Origin of the sequence: Streptomyces sp. NBC_01669 (assembly GCF_026339735.1) — a bacterium.
Lineage (GTDB): Bacteria > Actinomycetota > Actinomycetes > Streptomycetales > Streptomycetaceae > Streptomyces > Streptomyces yanii.
Genome location: NZ_JAPEQG010000001.1, coordinates 2,415,079 through 2,435,584 on the forward strand (window position 1 = coordinate 2,415,079; position 20,506 = coordinate 2,435,584).

A 20,506-nucleotide genomic window follows, 5' to 3' on the forward strand; every position below is an offset into this window, starting at 1 on the left:
CCCCCTCACCCCCGTACGACATCTTCCGGATGATCGGTCTCATTTCACCCGACGGTGTCACGCTTCGCGGCCGTGACCGATCGAGCGGCCGCCAAACAGGAAGGGGCCGATTACCCACCGAGCATGGCTGAAAACGGACGCAGAGAGACCTCCGGCGACGGTGCCTGACAGCGCTGTCACCGGAGGTCCCCACGGCTTCCGGCCGGTTGTTCCTAGTGCCGTGACCGGCCATGTTTGCCGGTCACGGCACTAGCGGACCTGACCGCGTTCGAAGTACGCGATCAGCTCGGGGTCGAGGGCCGGCACGTCGTACGGTGCGCCGCCCTCACGCAGCGAGCGGGTCGCGAGGACCCCGGCGGCGACGCTCATCCGGGCGGCGACCGGAGAGGTGTCCGTGACACCGCCCTCGCGGACGAACCGGCAGAACTCCTCCATGATCCGGGTGTCACCGCCGCCGTGCGAGCCATTGGCCTCCGGCACCCGGTAGGTGATGTCGGCCTCGGCTCGGTATCCGCTGGGTCCGGTGTTCCAAACCTTGACCTCGTCACCGGGGCTGTCGCCGAAGTTCTCCAGCCGCCCCTCGGTGCCGATGACGGTGTAGTTCCGCCAGTAGTCCGGGGTGAAGTGGCACTGCTGGTAGGCGGCCACGACGCCGTTGTCGAGCTGCATGTTCATCACCGAGACGTCCTCGACGTCCACGATGTGGTGCAGGTCCTTGCGGGCCGTCGGCGGCCAGTCGAACTCCCGCAGCCAGTTGTCCGGGCGCGGGGTGTCCGCCTCGCGGCGCGGCAGGTCGCCGTAGACGAGGAGGTCGCCGAGGGCGTTGACGCGGCGGGTGTAGCCGCCGGCCAGCCAGTGCAGCACGTCGATGTCGTGTGCGGCCTTCTGGAGCAGCAGTCCGGTGGTGCGGGTCCGGTCGGCATGCCAGTCCTTGAAGTAGTAGTCACCGCCGTAGCCGACGAAGTGCCGCACCCACACGGCCTTCGGTTCGCCGATGTCACCGCGGGCGATGATGTCGCGCATCAGCCGCACGACGCCCATGTGGCGCATGTTGTGACCGACGTACAGCCGGGTCCCCGTCTCGTACGCGGCGCGCAGGACGTTGTCGCAGCTCTCCACGGTGATCCCGAGCGGCTTCTCGACGAAGACCGCCTTGCCGGCCCGCAGGGCATCGATGGCGATGACCTCGTGGGTGTCGTCCGGGGTGGCGATGATGATCGCGTCGAGGTCGTCCCGGTCGAGGAGCAGTTTGTAGTCCTCGACCGCGACATCGGTGCCGAAGCGCTCGGCCTCGCGCTGCCGCACCTCGGGGTCGAGGTCGCAGACGGCGGTGATCGCCGAACCCTGTCCGGGGTGGTGGGCGGACATCGCGATGGAGCGGCGGAGGCCGAGCCCGATGACGCCGAGTCGCAGGTCTGACACGGGGGTCCCTTCTGTCTGTACGGGTGGTGCGGGCGGAGACTACTTACCGGCGATCGAGGCCTCGAACTCGGCCCGGATCTCGTCGCCGCCGCCCGAGCGCCACTTCTTCACCTGATCCTGGAAGGCGGAGATCGGCTTGCGGCCCGCGACGACGTCGAGGACGGTGTCGCTCACCGCGGTGCCGATGGAGGTGCCCTTCTTCGTCGAGGCGTCCGAGAAGTGACCGCTGGTGGGGTTGGCCTTGCCCATCTTGAGGAGTTCTTCCTGCCAGCCGTGGATCTTCGAGGCCATCTCGGACTTGCCGGGCAGGTAGATGTACTCCGGGGTGTTGGCGAGGAAGGCCAGCGGCATGGCGGTGGTCACGGCCTCGGCGTTGCCCTTGGCGGTGAGCTTGATGTCGCCGCCGGAGGTACGGGTGTAGTGCGTGCCCTCGATGCCGTTGTCGAAGGAGAGTCGGACCGGCGCATCTGCCATCGTCACAGGCACCTCCAGGGCTGATGGAGCAAGGGGGAGTGTCCCGCGATCACGATTGCGGCACGCACCAGTGACGGTGCGGCCGCTGCTCCCTCGCGGCGACAGCCACATAGTTCACGACAGTGCACCTCAGTGGCAAGAGTTGTCCATTTCTCGTAGGTAACGAACATTTATAGACACCGAAAAGTTCCGAAGAAGGTCAGGTTTAACCCCGTTGACGACCCGGAGTCCGGCACAACGCGGGCACAAATCGACACGGAAGCGCCTCGACGAGATCGCCGAACCTCTTAACCAGTGGGTTCATCGCGGGTCCAGGACGCGACCTCGTGCTCAAATTTGCACCGATGATCGCAACTCCCAACATTCTCGAGCAGAGGCGAGTATGCCCGTATGAGCTCTCGCACGTCCAGGTCCGGCTGCGGTCGGCTCGGCCGCATCGCCGGAAGTGCCGTCGCGGCACTGGCGCTTGCAGCCGGTATCGGCATGTCCACGGCGGCCACGGCGGACGCCAACGAGGACGGCTGGGGGGACACCCCCGGCACGTACACGCACCACACCTTCCCCGCCGGGACCCCGGACCTGTCGTCCGTGACATGGAGTACCACGGTCACTGCCGACCCCGGCTTCACCTCGCACACCTTCTGGTCGCATCGGTTCGGCTTCAACCAGGGCAACGGCGGCTACATCGGCATGCAGGACAACGGGGGCGAGGACCAGTTGTTCCTCTTCTCCATCTGGGATGTGAACCAGGCCAACCCGGCAGCAAAGGCAGCTGGTGCCAGGACTTCGGCGGCGAGGGCACCGACTACCGGGCTTCAGCCCGGTGGTGACGCGAATCTCAACACTGCTCTGACCTCAGCTGTGGGCACGGATTCGCGCTGTCCGCCCCAGCTCGGGTCGGAGCGGCCGGTTCCGCTGCTCGATGTACTGCTTGACGATGCTGAGCGGAACGCCGTCGACGGATCGGGCAAAGTAGGAGCCGGCCGGACTACAGGCGTTGCGTCCGTCAGTAGTGGCGGACGAGGTCGAAAAACTCCTGGCGGAGCCTGCGCGAGCTGACGCCCTTGAGGGAGTTCACCAGCTTGGAGACAGCCACTTTCGGGGGAGGTTCACGAGCAGGTTGACGTGGTTGGATTCGCCGTTGAACTTCACCAGCTCGGCTTCGAAGTCCTCGCGCACGCTCCGCATGATCTCCTCGCGGCGCAACAGGTGTCGGTGAGCGAAGACGGAATGCTGGTATTTCGTCATGAAAACCAAGTGGACGTGAAGCCGGAAGACGCAGGGTGACGACCTGTACGAACGTTCTCATCGATACTCAGAAACCAACTGTGCATCATGATCGGTGTGCAGCTTCGGTACAGCTTCCGCCTGTACCCGAGCGCCGGTCAGTGTGCGTGGCTGGCGAAGGCGTTCGGGTGTGCGCGAGTGGTCTACAACGACGCCCTCAGGGCCCGGGAGACCGCCCGCAGCAAGGGGCTGCCGTTCCCGAAGACCGGCGACCTGTCCAAGTCGCTGATCACCGGGGCGAAGCAGACGCCGGAGCGAGCCTGGCTCGGCGAAGTCTCGGCGGTCGTACTCCAGCAGTCTCTGCGGGACCTGGATGCGGCGTACCGGAACTTCTTCGACGGCCTGAAGGGCAAGCGCCCCCGCATGGGTGCCCCTCGGTACAAGTCGCGGAAGGACACCCGTCAGGCGGTGCGGTTCACCGCGAACGCCCGCTGGTCCATCACGCCGGGCGGCAAGCTCAGGTTGCCGAAGATCGGCGACGTGAAGGTGAAGTGGTCCAGGACGCTGCCCTGCGTGCCGTCCACGGTGACAGTGGTCAAAGACAGCGCGAGCAGGTACTTCGCGAGCTTCGTCGTCGAGACCGGCCCGGAAGAGGTCCTGCCAAAGACGACACCCGAGGTGGGAATCGACCTCGGCCTCGGGCACTTCGCGGTCCTCTCCGACGGAACGAAGATCGACAGCCCGCGCATTTTGCGCCGGTCGGAGAAACGGCTGAAGAAGGCGCAGCGCGCCCTGTCCCGCAAGGAGAAGGGCTCCAAGAACAGGGACAAGGCCAGGACCCGCGTCGCGCGGGAACACGCCCGTGTCGCGGACGCGCGGCGCGAGTTCCATCACCAGCTCTCCATGAGGCTGATCCGCGAGAACCAAGCGGTCGCCGTGGAGGACCTGGCGGTCAAGGGACTCGCCCGCACGCGCCTGGCCAAGTCCGTCCACGACGCCGGATGGTCCGCCTTCGTGGCCATGCTGGAGTACAAGGCCGCCCGGTACGCGCGGACGTTCGTCCGGATCGGCCGCTTCGAGCCGACCTCTCAGGTCTGCTCCGTGTGCGGCGTGAAGGACGGCCCCAAGCCCGTGCACATCCGCGTCTGGACCTGCGGGACGTGCGGGACGGTCCTGGACCGGGACATCAACGCGGCGGTCAACATCGCCAAGGCGGCCGGACTGGCCGTGACAGCCTGTGGAGCGCAGGTAAGACCGGGACTCGTCCCGGCACCGCGCAGCGAAACAGGAACCCACCCGACACCGCGGCCTTCAACGGCACGGTAGACGGGAATCGCCATCCTTCAGGGCGGCGAGGATGTCAAAGCTGCCGGATGAACGTGCCGTGGAAGGCCGGTCACACCTACACGTTCAACGTGGCCTCGGAGGGCGGCGGCTGGTTCGGCGCCACCGTCGAGGACACCACCGCCCACACCTCGTTCAAGCTGGGCAGCATCCTGACTCCGGCGACCGGGATCAAGACGGCCGGCATGGTCGACTGGGTCGAGTACTACGAGTGGAGCATGACCCGCTCCACCTGTGTGCAGCAGCCCTACAGCGCGGCGACCTTCGGTCTTCCCGAGGCCACGACCCTGAACAACACCCGGGTCACCGGCACGGCCACCCGGCCCGAGAACAACGGTGACTGCGCCAACGTCACCAGCACGATCGGCCCCGACGGCGGCGAGCAGGTCCTGGGCATCGGCAACTCCACCCGGGACGCGGTGACCGACCGGGCGGGCAACTGCCTGGACGTGGAAGGCGTGGACTACGCCCAGCTCGAATGGGCCGAGGACGCCGATCTGGCCGCCGACGAGAACCGGGCCGCGGTCGTCGAGACGTGCCACCGGCGCACCGACCAGGGCTGGGTGCACGGCGCCGACCGGACGCTGCGCCTGGTGAACAACTTCTGCCTGACCGCCGCGCCCGAGGCGGCGGGGAACGACAAGAAGGTCCCCGTCACGATCACGACCTGTGCGGGCGCTCCCGGACCGCTGACGACCTGGACGTACGGCGCACAGGGCTCGATCGTGAACGACGCGACCGGCCAGTGCCTGTACGCCCCGGGCGGCAACGAGACCGGGCACCGTGTGGAACTGCGCGACTGCACCGGCAAGGCCGACCAGCAGTGGACCGCGCCCCGCGCCTGATCCCGCGGGACGGCGTCACCGCCGGACGGGCCGGCGTCACCTTCACACAGCGATGACGGTGACGCCGGCCTCGGTGAAACGGGCCTTCGCGTCGTGAGTGATGCCGGTGTCGGTGACCAGGAAGTCGACCTGGCTGAGATCGCAGACCCGGGCGAAGGCACGCTTGCCGATCTTCGAGGAGTCGGCGGCCACGACCACCCGCTGTGCCTGCTCGGCGAGCAGCCGGTTGATGCTGGCCTCGCCCTCGTGGTGAACGTACGCCCCGCGCTCGGTGTCGATCGCGTTGACGCCCAGCACGGCGACATCCAGCGTTATCTCGCCGAGCACGCCACTGGCCAGCGGCCCCGTGAGCTCGTACGACTGCGGCCGGGCCACTCCGCCGGTCACCACGATCTTGATCTGCGGCCGTATCACCAGCTCGTTGGCGATGTTGAGGGCATTGGTCACCACCGTCAGGGTCGGCTGCCCACCGGCCCCGGGGCCGGTGTCACCGACAAGGTCGGAACGCACGGCCAGCGAGCGGGCGACCTCGGTGATCGTGGTGCCCCCGGTCAGTCCCACCACCTCGCCCACCGCCACGAGTTCGGACACGGCGCGGCCGATGGCCTGCTTCTCCGGGGCGTTGCGTCCCGTCTTGTAGCGCAACGCCAGTTCGTACGAGACTCCGTGCGCGACGGCGCCGCCGCGGGTTCGGGTGAGCAACTGCTGCTCGGCGAGCTGGTCCAGGTCACGGCGGATGGTCGCGGCCGAGACGTCCAGCGTCGTCGCGGCGTCCTCGACCTCCACCCGGCCGTGTTTGCCGACCAGCTCAAGCAGCGCGTCCCACCGAGCATCCCTGGACAAGTGAACTCTCCTTACGGGCCCGGGATTCGAACGCCCATCCCCTTGGGCAATGTCACCGGACATGCGCAAGGGTCGCACAAGGCGCCGATCAGTCAAGCCTTATGCAAGCAGAATGCTTGATAATGATCGTAGGACGTGTATAACGTGCGTGAACGAGCATCCCAACACCCATACGGAGTGCAAAAGTGTCGTTTGTCGAGATTGAGACTGCCAGCCAGCCGGAGTGCTGGCGTCGCGCCGCGGACCTGGCACAGAGCCAGTCGGCCGCCCTGCCCGCCACGGGCGAGCGCATCGCCGTCGTCGGCTGCGGCACCTCGTTCTACATGGCTCAGGCGTACGCCGCACTCCGCGAGGAATCCGGACAGGGCGAGTCCGACGCGTTCGCCGCATCGGAGTTCCCCTTCGGCCGCAGCTACGACCGGGTCGTGGCGCTCACCCGCTCGGGCACGACGACCGAGGTGCTGGAGCTGCTCGACCGCCTCCGTGGCGTCACCCGCACCGTCGCGATCACGGCCGACCCGAACACCCCGGTGATGACGTCCGCCGACGATGTCGTCGTCCTCGACTTCGCCGACGAGCAGTCCGTGGTGCAGACCCGGTTCGCCACCACGCTGCTCACGCTGCTCCGCGCCCACCTCGGCCTGCACACCGACGCCGTGGTCCGTGACGCGGAGACCGCACTGGCCGAGCCGCTGCCCGAAGGGCTGCTGGAGTGCACCCAGTTCACCTTCCTCGGCCGGGGCTGGACGGTCGGTCTCGCCAACGAGGCCGCGCTCAAGATGAAGGAGGCGTCGCTCTCCTGGACCGAGTCCTACCCGGCGATGGAGTACCGCCACGGTCCGATCAGCATCGCCACCACCGGCACCGCCACCTGGGTGTTCGGTCCCGCTCCCGAGGGTCTTGAGGAGCAGGTCACGTCGACCGGCGCCCGCTGGGTGGCGAGCGGCCTGGACCCGCTGGCCGAGCTGGTCCGCGTACAGCGTCTGGCGATCGCCCGCGCCGAGGCCGCCGGCATCGACCCGGACAGCCCCCGTCACCTGACCCGCTCGGTGGTTCTCACCGACGCCTGACCGGCGGATGGGCGTCATCGAACGCGCGCTCACCGTTCCGCACGACGGTGTGCGCGGGGGCGCGTGCGAGGGGTTCCTCGCCGCGCCCGCACGGGGCGGCGATACCGGTGTCCTCGTCCTTGCCGGGTCCAGTGGACGGATCGAGGACGAGCGATGCCGGATCCTGGCGCGGGAAGGCCTGACCGCCCTGTCGGTCCGCTGGTTCGGCGGCGCCGGGCAGCCGCCCGGGATCTGCGAGGTCCCGCTGGAGACGTTCGTGTCCGCGACCGAGCTTCTCCGGTCGCGCGGGGCGCGGCGCATCGGGGTGCTGGGCACCTCCAAGGGCACGGAAGCTGCGCTGCATCTCTCGGTGCTGCACCCCGGGACCGATGCCGTGGTGGCACTCTCCCCCACGTCGCTGACCTGGGCCAATGTCGGGCCCGGGCAGGACGGTCGGACTCACCCGTACCGGTCGTCCTGGACCTGGCGGGGCGAGCCGCTGCCCTTCGTCCCCTATGACGACAGCTGGACGCAGACCGAACCGGAAGGCACTCCGGTCGCCGTCCTCGGCTGGTACGAACGCAGTCGGCAAACCTTCGCCGCCCGTGTCGACGCGGCCGCGATCCCGGTGGAACGGTCCGCCGCCGACCTGCTGATCGTCGCGGGCGGCGACGATGCGATGTGGCCGTCCCTGCGCTCCGCCCAAGAGCTGGCCGCTCGGCGTCGCACGGCCGGACGGCCGGTACGGGTGGTCACTCACGCCGATGCCGGACACCGCCCGCGCTTTCCCGGCGAAGGCCCTGCACCGGTGTCCGACCGATTCCTGTACGGCGGTTCGCCCGCCGCCGACGCGGCACTCGGCGCGGCCGCCTGGCCGTACGTACTCGATGTGCTGCACGGGGTTCGGGAGCCGGACACCGTATGACCGCGCGTGCTGTCGGGCTGTGCCCCGAGGCTCGACGCCCGCCCGCCGACGGTCGGTCACGCCCCCGGACCTCAGCCTCGGTCCGGCGTCGAGCGCGACACCCCTGCCGAACCTCCCGCTCGATGCCCCTCCGCGCCGACCTGCGACGGCGCGGCATCGGACAGCACGTCATCGAGCAGGGCATCGGCACCCCCACGGTGCAGAGCGGAGGCCGTCTTCGGCATGCCGTCCGCGCCCGCCGAACTTCGGCGCGCGCCGGCAACGCTTGGGGCCTGGGCGCCTGCTGCGCCTCGTACTGCCGGCTGACGACCGCGCACCACGAACGGGAGGACCTGGACCTCGTCCCCTGTCTGCGGCGCTCCGAACCGCAGTTGGGCCCGGTGTTCGACCGGCTGGAGAAGCATCACGCCATCCACGGCGTCATCGAGTGGATCGACCAAGCGCTGGGGACCAGGGTCATCGGCGAGGACGGCGACGACGGTGCTGCGTTCGGCCGTCGAGCTGCTCACCGATGCGCTGGTCCCGCATCCGGCAGACGAGGAGCATGAACTCATCGAGCCGATGGCCCGGTTCGGCACCGGCCGGTAGGGACGCATCGCGGGTGAGGGGCCGGCCGTGGAGGTCGGTCCCTCACCCGTGTTGCAGCACTCGGGGCGTGTTGCCCGTGACGACGGGGCAGCCCAGGTCCGCGTCTCGGCGACGTCGCACCGGATCCGGGGGCAATCCGCCCCGTTGGCCGGGTACGCCGCCCCGGGCCGCGCCGGGGTTGATCCGGTCGCGCCTCCGGCCGGCCCTTCGCCACCGCCCCGGGCTACTCCTCGAAGTAGGCGTCAAGCACCACGTCGAGTTCTTCCGCCCACGCCTTGAGACTGCTTCTGGCGGCCGCCTCGACCTCGGCGTTGAACCAGCGGCGGGACGACATGTGGACGGTGACGGTGAACCGGCGCCCGAACCGGGGGACCTTCACCTCGACCGCACCGACCTCGTCCCAGTGGAACTCGGCCTCCTGGTCGTCCAGCCGGAACCGGATGCCGTCACGGTCCGCGGTGATCGAACCCCGCCGGTCGCTGACCTCGAATACGGGCCCGTTCTCGCCCTTCTCGTCCTTCTCGTGTTCCTCCTGCTCCCCGTCCTTTGCGTCCTCCGAGCCTGAATCGGCGGCGGAGCCCTCGGGGGCACCCTCCGCAAGGGCGTCGTCAGGGACGGCACCCTCGGGCGCCGGCTCCTCGGTCTTCTCCTGGTCCGCCTCGGGCGTCCCGACGGCGAGGGGGGCCGTGAGACCAGGTATGTACGCCGGGTCTGTCCCTGCGGCGTACGCGGGCTGAGTGTTCGGATCTATGCGCTGCTCCACGGCGGGCAGTATGGCCGACGAACCTGTACGAGACCAGTAAGGGCCGGACGGGCCGTGAAGTCACCCGAGAACGTACCGAGTTGGCGGAGCAGGAACCGGCGTCCGCAGGACCTCCGCGGCGCCCGCGGCCAGGAGCCCCGGGTGATCGATACGACCGACGCCCCGGGAGGGGCATGCCTTGCGCCTGTTCCGCAACCCGCAGTCCGGCGGCCGGGATGGCGATCACCCTCCTCTCAGGGGGGCCTTCGGAGTCCTGCCGTACCTCCCGACCATCCCCTTCCGCAGCGTTCACGACTTCACCGCCCTCCGGACGTATCCGCCTTCCTGGTGCCGTCGCTGTCGATCGCCGCGGGTGCGCAGGTCGGCGAGCGGATGACCACCCGCCCCGCGCCCCGGACCGGGCTGCTCACGGGGCTGCCCGTCGGCGCCGCTGGAACCTCTGGCGCTCGGGATCTCCACCGACGTCGGGTGCGGTGCGGTCGCCGGCCGCACTCGCGCTGATCGCCTTCGGCATCGGCATCGGACAGGGCATCACGTGGACGGGGATCCGGGTCGCCGCCGCCGCTGTCGACGCCAAGGAGCAGGGCAACGCCTCCACCATGGCCTACGCCGCGCCGGCGGATCGGCGGCGCGGTCTGCCTCGCCGTCCCGATCGCCGTCGCGGGCTCCGGCATCGAGGGGCCGCGCGGCGACGGGCTGCGCACCGCCATGGCCGACGGCGCCGGGACCGCCGTGTACAGCGTTACCGCAAGCATCCTGCGCCAGGCGCTCCGGCCGCCCTGGTCCCGCACATGCCCGTTCGCACCCATTCCTTGCCCGAGTCTGTTTACATCGCCGCCTCGCCGCCGTAACCTGACGGCGAAACCACGCAGTCGGACATGGATCGGACCCAAAACAACATGTACGCACCGGAGCGGCAGCAGGAAATCCTCCGCCTCGCCCGCGAGAGCGGCCGGGTCGATGTGGTGTCCCTGGCCGAGGAGTTCCAGGTCACCGCCGAGACCGTGCGGCGTGACCTCAAGGCCCTCGACCGGGCCGGGCTGCTGCGGCGCGTCCACGGCGGTGCGATCCCGGTCGGGCGACTCGACTTCGAGCCCGATCTGGCCGAACGCGATGCGGTGGCCATCGACGAGAAGGAACGCATCGCGGCCGCCGCGCTCGGCGAACTCCCCGTCGACGGCAGCGTGATCATCGACGCGGGCAGCACGGCCGCCCGGCTGGCCGCGGTCATCCCGCTGGACGCCCACCTCACCGTGGTCACCCACGCGCTACCGGTCGCCGTCCGGCTCGCCGACCACCCGGGCATCGCGCTGCACCTGGTCGGCGGCCGGGTCCGGCACCGTACCCGCGCGGCCGTCGACGCCTGGGCGCTGAACGCCTACCGCGAGGTCAACGCGGACGTCGTCTTCCTCGCCACCAACGGCTTCTCCCCGAACGGCGGTCTCACCACGCCGGACCTGGCCGAGGCCGCCGTCAAGCGCGCCATGATCTCCGCCGCCCGGCGGGTCGTGCTGCTCGCCGACTCCGCCAAGTTCGGCCAGGAACACTTCGCGCGCTTCGGTGATCTCGCCCAGGTCGATCTGCTCATCACCGACACCGGGCTCGGCCCCGACGACGCCCTCGCCATCGAGAGCCAGGGCACGGAAGTAGTACGTACATGATCCTCACCGTCACCCCCAACCCGAGCCTGGACCGTACGTACGAGCTGCCCGGGCTCACCCGCGGCACCGTATTGCGGGCCACGACGGACCGTGTCGACCCCGGCGGCAAGGGCATCAACGTCTCGCGCGCGGTCGCCGCGGCCGGCCACCGTACGGTCGCCGTCGCACCGCTCGGCGGGCCGGAGGGCGCACTGCTCACCCGGCTGCTCGGCGAGCACGGCATCGAGGCGGCCGGAGTCCCGATCGTCGCCAGCACCCGTATCAACGTCACGCTCGTCGAGCCCGACGGGACACTCACCAAGGTCAACGCCGTCGGTCCGCAGCTCACCGGCGCCGAGGCGGAGGCCCTCCTGGAAGCGGTACGGATCCGGTCGGCGGGCACGGACTGGATCGCCTGCTGCGGCAGTCTGCCGCGCGGGCTGCCCCCGCAGTGGTACGCCGAGCTGGTCGCCCGGAGTCACCGCGCCGGGGTCCGCATCGCCCTCGACACCTCCGGAGCCGCGCTGACCGCGGCCCTGCGGGAGCGGCCCGATGTGATCAAGCCGAACGCGGAGGAGCTCGCCGAAGCGGTCGGCCGCCCGCTGGCCACGGTGGGCGACGCCGTGAAGGCGGCCGAGGAACTGCGTGAGCGCGGTGCCCGAGCCGTGCTCGCCAGCCTGGGGGCCGACGGGCAGCTGCTGATCGACGGCACGGGCACCTACTTCGGCACCGCCCGGGTGGAGTCGGTCCGCAGCAACGTCGGAGCGGGCGACGCCTCCCTCGCGGGCTTCCTCTCCGCGGGCGGAAGCGGCCCGGCCGCGCTCGCCGCGGCGGTCGCCCACGGGGCAGCGGCCGTACAGCTCCCCGGCAGCGTCATGCCGACCCCCGCCGATCTCGACCTGTCGGCGGTCACCACGACCCCCGACATCCCCCTGGACCGCCCCCTGGAGGAGCCGGCGCCGTGACCGCCGCGCTTCCGCGAACGACCCCGCACCGCCCCACGTCCCCCCGCACCGCCCACAGGACGGTCCCCGAGCAAGGAGCCCCGCGATGAGTGAACTGATCACCGCGGCACTGGTCGATCTCGATCTTCCAGCCGAGACGAAGAACGACGCCGCCAGGTCGCTCGCCGAGCGGATGGTCGCGGCCGGCCGCGTCACCGACCTCGACGGCTTCCTCGCAGACGTCGCCGCCCGTGAGGCACAGATGCCGACCGGTCTGGACGGCGGAATCGGCATCCCGCACTGCCGCAGCGAGCATGTCTCCGTGCCGACCCTCGCGTTCGGCCGCAGCGAGCGTGGCATCGACTTCGGCGCTGCGGACGGCCCCGCCGATCTGATCTTCCTGATCGCGGCTCCGGCCGGGGCGGACGACGACCACCTCACCATTCTCTCCAGCCTGGCACGACGGCTGATGGACCCGGAGTTCACAGGCGCACTGCGCGCGGAGCGCGATGCGGGTGCGGCCGCTGCCCTGATCCGCGGCGAAGAGGCCGTGGCGGACGAGTCGGCGCCGGATGCTGCGGCGACCGAGGAGCCCGCAGGAACCGCCCCGGCCGCCCCCGCCGCCGAACCCTTCCGGATCGTCGCCGTCACCTCATGTCCGACCGGCATCGCCCACACCTACATGGCTGCGCAGTCCCTGGAGGCCGCCGCCCGCGCCGAAGGCGTGGAACTCACCGTCGAGACGCAGGGCTCGGCCGGCTTCGAGCGGCTGGACCCCGCGGTCATCGCCGCCGCCGACGCGGTCATCTGGTCCCACGACGTCGAGGTGCGCGAGAAGGCGCGGTTCGACGGCAAACCTCTCGTCGACACCGGGGTCAAGGCGGGGATCAACCGGCCCGCCGAGCTGATCGCCGAAGCCCGGCAGAAGGCAGCGCGCGGCGAGATCAGCACTGTCTCGGACGGCACCGGCCCGCAGGACGACGGCACCCCGTCCGGCGGCGACCACGCGCACTTCGGGATCCGGCTGCGGACCTATCTGATGTCCGGCGTCAGTTACATGGTGCCGTTCGTCGCCGCCGGTGGCCTTCTCATCGCGCTGTCGTTCGCCATCGGCGGCTACGAGATCGCCAACGCCAAGTCCGTCGCCGACCACTTCGTCTGGGGAGAGACCGCCAGCTGGGCCGCTCTGCTCAACCAGATCGGCACCGCAGCATTCGCCTTCCTCGTGCCGGTGCTGGCCGGATACATCGCGTACGGCATGGCGGACCGGCCCGCGCTCGTCCCCGGTTTCGTCGGCGGTGCCATCGCCCTCACCATCAACGCGGGCTTCCTCGGCGGTCTCGCCGCGGGTCTGCTGGCCGGTGCGGTGGTGATGGCGATCCAACGGGTGAAGGTCCATCCCACGCTGCGCGGCATCATGCCGGTGCTGGTGATCCCCCTGGTCGCCTCGACCGTCGTCGGCTTCCTGATGTTCATCGTCGTCGGCAAGCCGATCGCCTCGCTGCAACGGGCCCTGACCGACGGCCTCAACGGGCTCTCCGGATCGAACGCGATCATCCTGGGCGTCGTCCTCGGCCTGATGATGTGCTTCGACATGGGCGGTCCGCTCAACAAGGTCGCGTACGCCTTCGCGGTCGGCGGCCTGGCCGACCCGACGCCCGGCAGCCTCAAGGTGATGGCCGCGGTCATGGCGGCCGGCATGGTGCCGCCGCTGGCCATGGCCCTCGCGACGACCGTGCGCGGCAGCCTGTTCAGCAGGACCGAGCGGGAGAACGGCCGGGCGGCCTGGGTGCTGGGCGCGTCCTTCATCAGCGAGGGCGCGATCCCGTTCGCGGCGGCCGACCCCCTGCGGGTGATCCCGTCGGCCATGGTCGGCGGCGCGGTCACCGGTGGACTGTCGATGGCCTTCGGCTGCACACTCCGCGCCCCGCACGGTGGCATCTTCGTGGTGCCGCTCATCGGCAGCCCGTTCCTCTACCTGCTGGCCATCGCCGTCGGTACGGCGGTCGCGACCACCCTGGTCGTCCTCCTCAAGGGGATGCGCAGGACCGCGCCGACGCCCGCCCCGGCGACCGGCGAACCCCAGATATCCGTCGCCGCCTGACGGACTCCGCCTCCCACCACCACACGGAAGAGAGATCACCATGCACCAGCGCACCGTCGCCGTCGGCTCCCGCAGCGGACTCCACGCCCGTCCGGCCTCCTTGTTCGTCCAGGCAGCCACCCGGCAGCCGGTCAGGGTGACCATCGGCCGGGACGGCCAGAGCCCGGTCGACGCCCGGAGCCTGCTCTCGGTTCTCGCCCTCGGGGCCCAGCACGGCGACTCGATGGTGCTGGCCGCGGACGGCGAGGGTGCGGAAGCCGCGATCGAGGAACTGGCCACGCTCCTCGCCCGCGACCTCGACGCGACACCGTAAAGCCGCAACGCCGCCGGACGGCGCGGCAGCCCCTCGTCATTCAGCCCGCAGGCCGATCTCGAACCAGGTGGTCTTGCCGCGCCCCGCGGGCGAGCTTCCCCAGTCACCGGCGAGCGCGTCGACGATCAGCAGTCCGCGCCCGGACTCGGCCTCCTGATTGGTCTCCTCCTCCGCGACGATCGCCGTGGGGACAGGCGGATGCGGGTCGCTGTCGCGGACCTCGACGCGGATGCGGTCCGGGTACTCCCGCAGCCTCAGTTCCACTTCGCTGTCGGCGTGGATCAGTGCGTTGGTGACCACCTCGGTCGTCACCAGTTCCAGGGTTTCCTGCAGCTGAGCCCTGTCCCACTGGCGCAGCAGGTCCCGCAGGAACACTCTGACCTGGGCGACTCCCTGCAGGTGGTGTCGCTGTACCGACATCCGCGCCGTCCGCCGGTGGCCCTGGGGCTGCGCTCCCTCGTACCGCACCAGCAGCAGAGCCGCGTCGTCGGCGAGCACCCGCCACTCGCGGCGGTCCGCGACGATACGGTCGGCGAGTACCTCCAGGTTGTCTCCGCTGTGGTCGGCGAGCACCCGGCCGAGCTTCGCCATCGCCGCGTCCGATCCGAGGAGTCGCGCGTCCAGCAGGCCGTCGGTGAACAGTGCCAGTACCGAGCCCGGCTCCAGCTGCGCATCGCTCTGCTCGTACCGCGCCAGTGGGTCGACGCCCAGCGGAGGTCCGACGGGCAGCGGTCCGGTGATGCTCCGCCCTCCCACGCCGACGAGGAGCGGACTCGGGTGGCCCGCGGTCGCCGTGGCGGCGGTCCCGGTCGACAGATCGAGCCAGACGCAGCAGCAGGTGGCGTACAGATCCGTGTCCAGCCCGGACAGGAGCCGGTTGCTCCGTTCGAGCACGGTGGCCGGGTCGTGTCCCTCGGTGGCGTACGCCCGGACGCCGCTGCGCAGCTGCCCCATGACCGCCACCGCCTCCAGGCTGTGGCCCTCCACGTCACCGATGACCAGGCCGATTCCGCCGCCGGGCAGCGGCACGATGTCGTACCAGTCGCCGCCCACCTCCGCCCCCTCGGTCGCCGGGAGATAGCGGGCCGTGGCGACCGCCTCGGTCAGATGGGGGAGGCTGCGGGGCAGCAGACTGCGCTGCAGGGTCTGGGTGAGCGCGTGCTCGATCTCGTACGAGCGGGCCCGCTCCAGCGACTGACCCACCTGCTCCAGCATGATCGCCAGGACGGCGAGCTCCTCAGGCGCGATGGGGCGCGCGGGTTCCGGGAATTCCAGGACGCAGCAGCCCATGGCCCGACCGTTGGAGACGAGGGGGAGGTAGGCGCGGGCCTGGACCTCCGGGTCGGGGTCGCCATCCGGATAGGCGTCCCGCAGTGCCTCGGCGGACCGGAACGACCGGATCTCGAGCGAGCGGATCGTGTCCGTCTCCGGGGTGCGGCGGGACAGCAGCGTCCCCTCCACCCGGTGAACCGCCTCGCGTGAGAACCCCGAGGCGCCGATCACATGCAGCCGCCCCTGCTGGGCGAGGCACAGCATCACCGCCCGGCCGCCGAAGGGTCGCACCACTTGGGATTCGGCAGCGGCGATTACGTCCCGGACGTGCACCGCGGCCGTGAGTTCGGCGGCGAGCCGTTGCAGCTGGTAGAGGAACATGCTGCTGGTCGGCACGGGGACGATCGGCGACTCCGCTCCCCCACTCCTTTCCGTGGGGGCGTTGCCGTGCGGCAGCGCGGAAATGAACAGCGGGAGGTCCGGAGCCTTCATCGACACGCCCTGCTGTGCGAGGTCCTGCAGCTCGACAGCCAGGTCGTCCGCGACAACCCGGAGGTAGTCCAGCGTCTCGTCGGCGACCGGCCTCGGCGGCACCCACCGCATGGTCACGGCACCGAACCGGTGCCGGTCGGTCCGTACCGGCGCGGAGGCGACCATCATCGGGTAGGGGTTGGTGAGGAAGAGCGCGGGAACCCGACGGGTCAGCTCCCGCAGCTCCGAGTTCTCGAACACCACCACCCTCCCCGACTGATGCGCTCGCGCCGCGGAGAAGTTGCTGTCGTCCGCCGCAATGCCCGAGGGCACCGTGAAACTCATGGTGGTGTCGACCATCATCGCGGCCACCAGCGCCCGGTCGTCCTCCGTCAGCAGATAGGCGGTGCAGGTGCTGAAGTCGACATGGCGATTCAGGCGGCGCAGGGCCGCGGCGATGGCGCGGTCACGGGACGTCGTCGGGCGCCCGGCCGACCCGTCGGGGCGTGCCGCGGAGGATGGGGAGTCCATGAGATCCACCCCAGTGCGTCGGCGACAGGTGGGGGCTGCCCGGCTGCTCGGCGATACGCGCCGTAGCCATTTCAGTATGGGCGCAATCCCCGAGGTACGCGCCCGCGCGACGCCATTCGGTGTCCCCACCGGTGCGTGGAGGGCCGGGCGGACAGGTCGCGGTCGCCGCATCGAACTCCGGGATCCCGCCGTATGCCCGTCGCGCCGCCCGGCAGGCCGGAAGCGGGCCGGACGGGCCCTTGAATCCCGTATTAAACGGGCCCTTGAATCCCGTATTAAGAGGAGCTCCCTGGCAGGGGGCGGCCACCGATGAACAACGACCTGGTGCGCGATAGGGAGCCCGCTCGCTATCGTGCACCAGGTCGTAAGGTTGCGCTTGCACATCCCACCGAAGAATCCGGCCATGGGAAACAATCCGTGCACACATCCGTCCTTGCTGCCGCGTGGGACGTTCACCCGTACCGAGCAGCCGACAGCGGAGGAGCAGGCACGATGTCAGGAACCGGCCGGGCAGCCGCGGCCGACGAGGCAGCGGGAACCCCCGCGCACGGCGTGCCGGAGCGGCCTGACCGCCCGGTGGGCCAGGACGCCCCTCTCGTGATCGGTGAACGGGTGAAGCGGCTCCGCAAGGAGCGCGAGCTGACCCAGCGCCAGCTGGCCGAGCCCTCCTACACGGCCGCGTACATCTCCACCCTGGAGGCCGGAAAGGTCCGGCCCTCCGAGGCGGCGCTGCGCCACCTCGCCGAGCGGCTCGACGTCTCGTACGAGGAGCTCGCCACCGGGCGCCCCAGCCATCTCGCCACCGCGCTCCGGCTTCGCCTGGCCGACGCGCAGCGGATCCTGGCCACCGGAGACGCGGCCGATGCGGCCGTGGACTACGAGCGGCTGCTCGCCCGGGCCGAGGAGTACGGCCTCCGGACCGAACAGGCCACTGCCCTCACCGGGCTGGGTGAATGCGCGCTGGAGACGGGCGAACTCGCCGAGGCGCGTGCCCACTTCGAGGCCGCCGAGCAGCAACTCGCCGACGCACCCCTGCCCGAGCGGGCCCGAGCGGTACGCGGCCGGGCGGTCGCCCATTTCCTCGCAGGCGAACTCCGCTATTCCTGCTACCTGCTGGAAAGCGCCCTCGACGAACTGAACACCTCGGGCCTGCAGGACCCCGGCGCCCTGCTCCAGCTCTACACCGCCTCCATCGCGCCCTACATGGACCTGGGAGCGCACGCACGCGCCGCGCAGGCCGCCGACCTGGCCCTGGCGCTGGCTCCGCAGGTCTCCGATCCCGCGCTGATCGCCTCCATGCACCGCTCGGTGGCCCGCACCCTCATCGCGGAAGGCCGGGCAGCAGCCGCCGATGCCGCACTCGCCAAGGCGGCCGAGCTCTACCAGCAACTGCAGATGCGCACCGAACTCGCCCACTGCCACTGGATGCGCGGCTACGTCCACGCCCAGCACGACGACCTGGAGAAGGCGGAGAGCGAACTGCGCACCGCGCACTCCATGCTGATCTCCAAGCGCGCCGCCCTCTACACCTCCCAGGTCGAGGTGGAACTCGCCGACGTACTTCGCCGCCGTGGCAAGGCCGACGAGGCCGCGGCCCTGTTGCGCGACCTGCTCGGCGGTCTCCACCCCGACCGCGGCGCGGTCCACGCGGGCGGGGCCCATCGACTGCTCGGCCTGATCGCCGAGGAATCCGGTGACGCCGAGGCCGCCGAGGAGCACTATGTCACCGCGCTCTCCCTGCTCGAACGCGCCGGAGCGGCGGGCGACCTCGCCGACATCTGCCGGCTCCTGGGCGACCTGCTGCGCAGCGAGGGCCGCACCGAAGCGGCCATGGACGCCTACCGCACCGGTCTCGGTCACCGCTCCAGTCCGGGCACCACCACCCTCGGCCCGGCTCCGGCCCGCCCGCCGGAGACACCCTGGGACTGACGGTCCCGGCCGTGGCCCCGTTTCTCACTCTCCGACTCCGCGACACGGGCGAGGAGTTCGTCACGGCCGATCGGGTCGGTTCGCGTCGACTCCACCGTGCAGGCGTGGGCTCCGGCCACCGCACCGTAGAGGCCGCACCGCCGCGGCGGTTCGCCGGCCAGCCAACCGAGGAGGAAGCCGGACACGAAGGCGTCACCGGCGCCGTTGGAGTCCACCACCGGCCCCGGGGGCGTGACGGCCGGAATCCGGGTCACCTCGCCGTCGGCCAGCAGATAGGCGCCCTCGGCTCCGGCCGTGGCAACGACCACCTGGGCCCGTCCCCGCTCGGCGACCCGTCGCATGGTCCGCTCCGGGTCGGCCAGGGCGACGGCGGAGACGAAGACGAGGTCCGCCTCGTGGGCGAACGGCTCGTGGTAGGGGTTGACGCCGTCCCAGTTGTGCAGGTCGGTCGAGATCGTCACTCCGGCCTCCCGCAGCACGGGAAGAGCGAAGGCGCACGGATAGGTGATCGAGACATGGGCATGACGGCTCGCCGTGGCCAGGGACCGGACCGTCGCCTCGGGCAGCCTGTCCCCCTCCTGCGACCGGCTGTCGTCGTACAGGGACAGCCGTCGCCCGTCGGGGCCGACGAGATTGACGGCGCGCTTGGTACCGCCGGGCAGCGGGACCTCGGTGAGTGCGATGCCACGGTCGCGGTGCAGGGCCCGGATCAGGTCACCTGCGTGGTCGTCGCCGATCATGTCGAGGTGATGGGCGCGCAGGCCCAGGGCGCTCACCCCCAACGCGACGAAGTCCCCGGTCTGCCCCGCCCGCGTCTCGATCCCGGGGCGGATCATGTAGCTGTCGGCGTACGGGAGGGGCAGCTCCGGCACGTACACGATCGTGTCGACGCCCGCGCCTCCCAGGACGAGGACATCGGTCTCGGCGCTCATGGGTGTTCCTCTCCGGCCGACCGGCAACTGTGGCTGTCGGCAGGCGAGTCAAGCAGGGCAGCCACCACGACCGCAAGACGTTGCAGAATCTTCCCGCAAGCATTTGCTCCTCGCCCGCGGACCCGGCCGCGGCGGCCGGGTCACCAGACCGTCCCGGGCCCGGTGCGGGGGGCCGGGTGCAGCCGCCCCGCCGTCGCTTCCGTTCCCTCAGGCGCGGACCAGTGGCGTGTCGACCAGGTGCTCGGCCAGGAACCATGCCTGGAGCTCGCCGGTGCGGATCACCTGGGAGACGAGCAGGTCGTTGGAGCCGTCGTCCCCCAGCTCGGCCGTCCGGGCAGCGGCGGCGTGGGCGTCGATGAGAATGGCCTCATGGGCCTCAAGGAGCCGTGACAGCATGGCCGGCACCTGCTCCACGCCGTCCGGAGGACGCGGGATCGACGTGATCTCCGCTACGTGCCTGGGGTCGCCCACCGCGACGCCGCCCAGGGACTGGACGCGTTCGGCGATGGTGTCGACGAGTTCGAGCTGCTCCCCCGCGTGCTTGTCCAGGACCAGGTGCAGTTGGTAGAAGGTCGCGCCGCGCATCAGCCAGTGATGCTTCTTGTAGAGGCCGTAGAGGATCTGGGTGTCCGCCAAGACCTTGTTCAGGCGCTGGCAGGAGTACATCCGCGCCTCGTAGGACAACCCGATCGGGAACTGCTTGACGGTGCCGAATTCCTGGATCACCTCGCCCTTCTGGTGCAGCCACGGCTGGCTGCTGCTCAAAGGCTTGGAACTGCTGGTCATGGTCCGCCTCCTGCGATGCCGTGCTGTGCGTACCCGAGTGACGCTAGGTGCCCTGCCGCAGGGCGCATTGACCGGTAGCGCATGTGGTGATACCTGCCAGCGCA

The 20,506-nt window shown here is 70.4% G+C and carries 17 protein-coding genes and 1 pseudogene; 10 read left to right on the top strand and 8 right to left on the bottom strand.

Going from position 1 to position 20,506, the window contains the following annotated elements:
* Nucleotides 1-249 precede the first annotated feature (249 nt).
* The 3 genes and pseudogenes from OG972_RS10580 to tnpA all read right to left on the bottom strand — a co-directional run bounded on the left by OG972_RS10580 (nucleotide 250) and on the right by tnpA (nucleotide 3,215).
* On the bottom strand, nucleotides 250-1,422 hold the full coding sequence (locus OG972_RS10580) for a Gfo/Idh/MocA family protein (RefSeq protein WP_266980423.1): 1,173 nt from the start codon (nucleotides 1,420-1,422) through the stop codon (nucleotides 250-252).
* Nucleotides 1,423-1,461: 39 nt separating this feature from the next.
* Entirely contained in the window at nucleotides 1,462-1,896 is a 435-nt protein-coding gene (locus OG972_RS10585) for a hypothetical protein (RefSeq protein WP_266980425.1), read from the bottom strand.
* 855 nt (nucleotides 1,897-2,751) lie between these two features.
* Nucleotides 2,752-3,215, bottom strand: a pseudogene (tnpA, locus tag OG972_RS10590) (IS200/IS605 family transposase).
* A 25-nt stretch (nucleotides 3,216-3,240) separates the two neighbouring features.
* Between tnpA and OG972_RS10595 the strand changes: the two are divergent.
* Both OG972_RS10595 and OG972_RS10600 read left to right on the top strand, forming a co-directional pair.
* A complete protein-coding gene (locus OG972_RS10595; RefSeq protein ID WP_266980427.1) occupies nucleotides 3,241-4,449 on the top strand; it encodes an RNA-guided endonuclease TnpB family protein in 1,209 nt (402 codons plus the stop codon).
* A gap of 47 nt (nucleotides 4,450-4,496) precedes the next feature.
* Entirely contained in the window at nucleotides 4,497-5,312 is an 816-nt protein-coding gene (locus tag OG972_RS10600; protein WP_323135863.1) for a ricin-type beta-trefoil lectin domain protein, read from the top strand.
* Between the two features lie 42 nt (nucleotides 5,313-5,354).
* Here OG972_RS10600 and OG972_RS10605 read toward each other — a convergent pair whose 3' ends face one another.
* Entirely contained in the window at nucleotides 5,355-6,155 is an 801-nt protein-coding gene (locus OG972_RS10605; protein WP_266980429.1) for a DeoR/GlpR family DNA-binding transcription regulator, read from the bottom strand.
* A gap of 185 nt (nucleotides 6,156-6,340) precedes the next feature.
* Here OG972_RS10605 and OG972_RS10610 point away from each other — a divergent pair, with 185 nt between their 5' ends.
* The 3 genes from OG972_RS10610 to OG972_RS10620 all read left to right on the top strand — a co-directional run bounded on the left by OG972_RS10610 (nucleotide 6,341) and on the right by OG972_RS10620 (nucleotide 8,677).
* Nucleotides 6,341-7,225 (top strand): SIS domain-containing protein, encoded by an 885-nt coding sequence (locus OG972_RS10610; protein WP_266980431.1) that lies wholly within the window; start codon nucleotides 6,341-6,343, stop codon nucleotides 7,223-7,225.
* A gap of 7 nt (nucleotides 7,226-7,232) precedes the next feature.
* Nucleotides 7,233-8,129, top strand: coding sequence for an acyl-CoA thioester hydrolase/BAAT C-terminal domain-containing protein (locus tag OG972_RS10615; protein WP_266980433.1), 897 nt, complete (start codon nucleotides 7,233-7,235; stop codon nucleotides 8,127-8,129).
* 122 nt (nucleotides 8,130-8,251) lie between these two features.
* On the top strand, nucleotides 8,252-8,677 hold the full coding sequence (locus OG972_RS10620) for a hypothetical protein (protein WP_266980435.1): 426 nt from the start codon (nucleotides 8,252-8,254) through the stop codon (nucleotides 8,675-8,677).
* 263 nt (nucleotides 8,678-8,940) lie between these two features.
* On the opposite strand, the gene OG972_RS10625 is transcribed toward OG972_RS10620, so the two are convergent.
* Nucleotides 8,941-9,480 carry a hypothetical protein gene (locus tag OG972_RS10625; protein ID WP_266980437.1) on the bottom strand — a complete coding sequence of 180 codons (540 nt, stop codon included), beginning with the start codon at nucleotides 9,478-9,480 and terminating at the stop codon, nucleotides 8,941-8,943.
* A gap of 899 nt (nucleotides 9,481-10,379) precedes the next feature.
* Here OG972_RS10625 and OG972_RS10630 point away from each other — a divergent pair.
* From OG972_RS10630 to OG972_RS10645, 4 genes are all read left to right on the top strand, one after another.
* The gene (locus OG972_RS10630) at nucleotides 10,380-11,141 is read left to right on the top strand and encodes a DeoR/GlpR family DNA-binding transcription regulator (RefSeq protein ID WP_266990394.1); all 762 of its coding nucleotides are present in this window, start codon (nucleotides 10,380-10,382) and stop codon (nucleotides 11,139-11,141) included.
* The gene (gene pfkB, locus OG972_RS10635; RefSeq protein ID WP_266980439.1) at nucleotides 11,138-12,085 is read left to right on the top strand and encodes a 1-phosphofructokinase; all 948 of its coding nucleotides are present in this window, start codon (nucleotides 11,138-11,140) and stop codon (nucleotides 12,083-12,085) included. The genes OG972_RS10630 and pfkB overlap by 4 nt, the downstream gene beginning before the upstream one ends.
* Before the next feature lie 85 nt (nucleotides 12,086-12,170).
* Nucleotides 12,171-14,168 (top strand): fructose-specific PTS transporter subunit EIIC, encoded by a 1,998-nt coding sequence (locus tag OG972_RS10640; RefSeq protein WP_266980441.1) that lies wholly within the window; start codon nucleotides 12,171-12,173, stop codon nucleotides 14,166-14,168.
* A gap of 40 nt (nucleotides 14,169-14,208) precedes the next feature.
* A complete protein-coding gene (locus tag OG972_RS10645) occupies nucleotides 14,209-14,481 on the top strand; it encodes an HPr family phosphocarrier protein (RefSeq protein WP_266980443.1) in 273 nt (90 codons plus the stop codon).
* Between the two features lie 36 nt (nucleotides 14,482-14,517).
* On the opposite strand, the gene OG972_RS10650 is transcribed toward OG972_RS10645, so the two are convergent.
* Nucleotides 14,518-16,755, bottom strand: a complete 2,238-nt coding sequence (locus tag OG972_RS10650) for a SpoIIE family protein phosphatase (protein WP_266980445.1) — start codon at nucleotides 16,753-16,755, stop codon at nucleotides 14,518-14,520.
* A gap of 492 nt (nucleotides 16,756-17,247) precedes the next feature.
* On the opposite strand from OG972_RS10650, the gene OG972_RS10655 reads away from it, so the two are divergent.
* Complete coding sequence (locus tag OG972_RS10655; protein ID WP_266980447.1) at nucleotides 17,248-18,684, top strand: helix-turn-helix transcriptional regulator; 1,437 nt, start codon at nucleotides 17,248-17,250, stop codon at nucleotides 18,682-18,684.
* Here OG972_RS10655 and OG972_RS10660 read toward each other — a convergent pair.
* Both OG972_RS10660 and OG972_RS10665 read right to left on the bottom strand, forming a co-directional pair.
* On the bottom strand, nucleotides 18,612-19,616 hold the full coding sequence (locus tag OG972_RS10660) for an adenosine kinase (RefSeq protein ID WP_266980449.1): 1,005 nt from the start codon (nucleotides 19,614-19,616) through the stop codon (nucleotides 18,612-18,614). The genes OG972_RS10655 and OG972_RS10660 overlap by 73 nt on opposite strands.
* Nucleotides 19,617-19,823: 207 nt before the next feature.
* Entirely contained in the window at nucleotides 19,824-20,402 is a 579-nt protein-coding gene (locus OG972_RS10665; protein WP_266980451.1) for a Dps family protein, read from the bottom strand.
* Nucleotides 20,403-20,506 lie beyond the last annotated feature (104 nt).